Genomic DNA, 3,268 nt, shown 5'->3' with positions numbered 1-3,268 from the left:
GAGCGAGGAGTCCGTTTCACCCAAATTTTCCACCGAGGCTGGGACGCCCACGGCAATCTACCACGTGATATGAAATCACAGTGTGGAGACATCGATCAAGGATGTTACGGCCTCATCCAAGACCTCAAACAACGAGGTTTACTGGAGGACACACTCGTTATCTGTGGTGGTGAATTTGGCAGAACCGTCTACTCACAAGGCCAACTCACAGAGACAAATTACGGCCGAGACCACCATCCGCGCGCATTCTCACTCTGGTTGGCTGGGGCCGGAGTCAAAGGCGGCATGGTCTACGGTGACACAGACGAATACTCCTTCAACATCAGCACCCCCGACCAAAAAGTACACGTACGCGATCTGCACGCCACCATACTCGAACGCTGCGGCCTAGACTTCCATAAATTTTCCTACCTCTACCAAGGCCTCGAACAAAAACTCACAGGGGTAGAGCCCGCCAAAGTAGTCACGGACATTCTCAATGGATCACACATAGCTAATCACTAAGACCATTCACCCCCTGAGTTAAGTTTTGGGGATAGATCAACCTACTATGTATACTAGATTTTCGATTAAAACCCCTATACTCCTTGGGCTTCTTGCTGCCACTGTTGCCTTTAGCAGTTACGCACATGCAGAAGAGAAAAAGAAAGCCTCCGCTGGGCTACCCACAGTCAATGTGGCCGACACACTCAAGGGTAAACTTCAGATTCTGGACGGTGACAAATACTCCCCCACGAAAGTTAACCAAAAGATCACGCACTACATAGTCTATTACACGGCGAGCTGGTGACCTCCCTGCCGCGCATCTGTTTCACAGTTAGTGAAATACTATAACGACAAAATCACCCGACTCAAAAAAGTCGAACTCGTGATGATGAGTTACGACCAATCTATTGAAGAAGCTTTGGCTTGGGCAAACAAAGAATCGTTCCCATGGCCGACAGTTTTGAGTGACGACAAATCAAAAGTACATTTCGGAAGTATAGAGATACTCAGCATACCAACCTTCGTCCTTTTCAAGAAAGACGGAAAAGTCGTCACCAAAGGCAAAGAAAAAATTTTCGCTGAACTAGCGAAGATGAAGAAGTAATCACGTTCCAATTTTTTTGAAGCTAGACCTACTTTTTCTGACCAGCAATCGCACGGTAAACCAAAGCTCCAAGTACCGCTCCAATAATTGGAGCTACCCAGAATAACCAAAGTTGCTTGATAGCCCATCCACCAACAAAGATTGCAACACCAGTACTGCGCGCTGGATTCACAGAAGTGTTTGTCACCGGAATGCTGATCAAATGGATCAAGGTGAGACCCAGACCAATCGCAATCGGAGCTAAGCGCGCCGGTGCTCGCTCGTCAGTTGCTCCAAGAATGATGATAAGAAACATCATTGTCATCACAATTTCACAAATCAAAGCCGCGGTCATATTATAACCATTTGGCGAGTGTTCACCATAACCGTTCGAGGCGAACCCTCCAGCCAGACTGAAACTTTCATTGCCTGAAGCGATCAAATACAAAACTCCTCCTGCAACAATCGAACCCACCAATTGAGCCAATATATAAGGAACCATATCCTGCTTATTGAAGCGGCCACTCAACGCAAGGCCAATGGATACAGCAGGGTTGAGGTGGCAACCGGAAATGTGACCAATCGCAAACGCCATCGTCAACACCGTCAGCCCAAAGGCCAACGCCACCCCTAAATAACCAATTCCCACATCAGGAATACCCGCTGCCAATATGGCACTACCACAGCCTCCAAGGACCAACCAAAATGTCCCAAAGGACTCAGCTATATATTTATTCATATTTCAATACTGTTGCTGGGAAGATTCCCTAATACCTAACAAATAACAAAAAATATAAGTGCGCACCAGAAGCTTTTACTTGCAACCTCTGTGGCAAACCAGACAAGGGTAAATAAAAAAAGCGACCCGATTGCGCACCGTCTGGAAAAACCCAAAAACCAGGTGAGACACACAATCGGGCCGCCTATAATTGTCGCGACCTTGAAATTTTACCTGTAACGAAGAATCAGTCAATCACCTTTTTGATTTTTCACAGTGTTGCCTCATAATTAGGACACTCTACGCTTCTTTGGTTTTTGTTCCGAGGCAAGCGATTCGTGTTGCTCCTCTTTGATTAGCTGTTCTCGTTTTGCCCAAAAGGCGTCTTCTCTCTTTCGGATCTCGGCTCTCATCTTAAATGGATTATTTGTCGAGAGCTGATACTCGATCAACGACGAGTGTTCATCTGAGAGTCTACCGCTCATTAGTAGTCGCTGAGCAGTGAGTGGCTCGTCTTTGCGTGTTAGCGAACATGTTTTACCCCTTCGCGGATTCTGCTCTCTTGCTTCATTGTGACGCTATAAAGCTTCTTGCATAGACTCCAAAGCTTAAGCAATTCGTTGAGCTCAGTTAGTTGCTCTTGAGGGTAAAGACGATCATATCCAAGAAAGCCTCTAACATGTGTGTAGTTTTTCTGTTCTACATAGGCCTGACCGTTTTTAAAATAGGGCCTCGATCTAGTCTGATGAATCTCCTTTTTCTTTAAGCAATCGTAGACAAAGTAATTCAAAAACTCGCCTCCATTATCGCTATCTACCCCTAATAACTTCAATGATTGGCTCTTATAAATTGACTCCAAACCCTGTAAAGAGGCGTGCTGCCTCCTATTCCATATAGCTCGGAGCTCTGTCCACACGCTGGCCACATCAACACTAGTGAGTGTCCAAATAAAGCTACTACTCATATCTCCTCCGCAATGCGCGACTGTATCAACTTTGGTCCACCCTGGCACACTCGTTGTCCAGCTTTCCGCTCGAACTTCGACCAGGCTTTTAACTCCTGAGGCTGGCTTTGGTGGCCTCACTTTCTTACCATTTTTAACCTTAAAATCCTTCAATGATCAATCATAGCTTTTCGCTCAGATCTATTCCCAGCTGTTCGCCCTTTTTAGAAGCAAGTCCTTCTCTAGTAAGAATTGCCCCCCTTGTCGCTCCATCTGAGCCTCTTTGACTTCGAGTTTTATCAACGCATTTCTTGGTGGTGTTAGAGCTCTAAAAAAGTTCAATCAAACGAGGCTCTAATTCCTTTTTTTCAATGACTAGCAAGGGACGGTGCTTAAATCATTTTCCGGGGCGATGTCAGTTATAACACGAATACCTTTGAGGGCTTCACTGGCGATACCTCCTTTATTAATGGGGCAACGTTTTAGGCAGCATATTTAATGCTGGATCCATGGAAGTATTTTCTAACTCTCGCCGGTG

The 3,268-nt window shown here is 45.8% G+C and carries 4 protein-coding genes and 1 pseudogene; 3 read left to right on the top strand and 2 right to left on the bottom strand.

Annotation, left to right across the window (positions count from 1 at the left end):
* The 3 genes and pseudogenes from ABGY95_RS00410 to ABGY95_RS00400 all read left to right on the top strand — a co-directional run.
* Positions 1-504 (top strand): DUF1501 domain-containing protein (locus tag ABGY95_RS00410; protein WP_347439703.1); only part of this gene is annotated, 504 nt, incomplete at its 5' end.
* Between the two features lie 46 nt (positions 505-550).
* The gene (locus ABGY95_RS00405) at positions 551-790 is read left to right on the top strand and encodes a hypothetical protein (protein WP_347439702.1); all 240 of its coding nucleotides are present in this window, start codon (positions 551-553) and stop codon (positions 788-790) included.
* Positions 791-802: 12 nt separating this feature from the next.
* A pseudogene (locus tag ABGY95_RS00400) lies at positions 803-1,090 on the top strand (thioredoxin-like domain-containing protein); the annotation flags it as partial.
* A gap of 28 nt (positions 1,091-1,118) precedes the next feature.
* Here ABGY95_RS00400 and aqpZ read toward each other — a convergent pair.
* Positions 1,119-1,808, bottom strand: a complete 690-nt coding sequence (gene aqpZ, locus ABGY95_RS00395) for an aquaporin Z (RefSeq protein ID WP_347439701.1) — start codon at positions 1,806-1,808, stop codon at positions 1,119-1,121.
* 269 nt (positions 1,809-2,077) lie between these two features.
* Positions 2,078-2,272, bottom strand: a complete 195-nt coding sequence (locus ABGY95_RS00390; protein ID WP_347439700.1) for a hypothetical protein — start codon at positions 2,270-2,272, stop codon at positions 2,078-2,080.
* Positions 2,273-3,268 lie beyond the last annotated feature (996 nt).

Source organism: Rubritalea sp. (assembly GCF_039830215.1).
GTDB lineage: Bacteria > Verrucomicrobiota > Verrucomicrobiia > Verrucomicrobiales > Akkermansiaceae > Rubritalea.
Note: the sequence above shows the minus strand (reverse complement) of the source record. Positions and strands in the feature narration are given on the sequence as shown.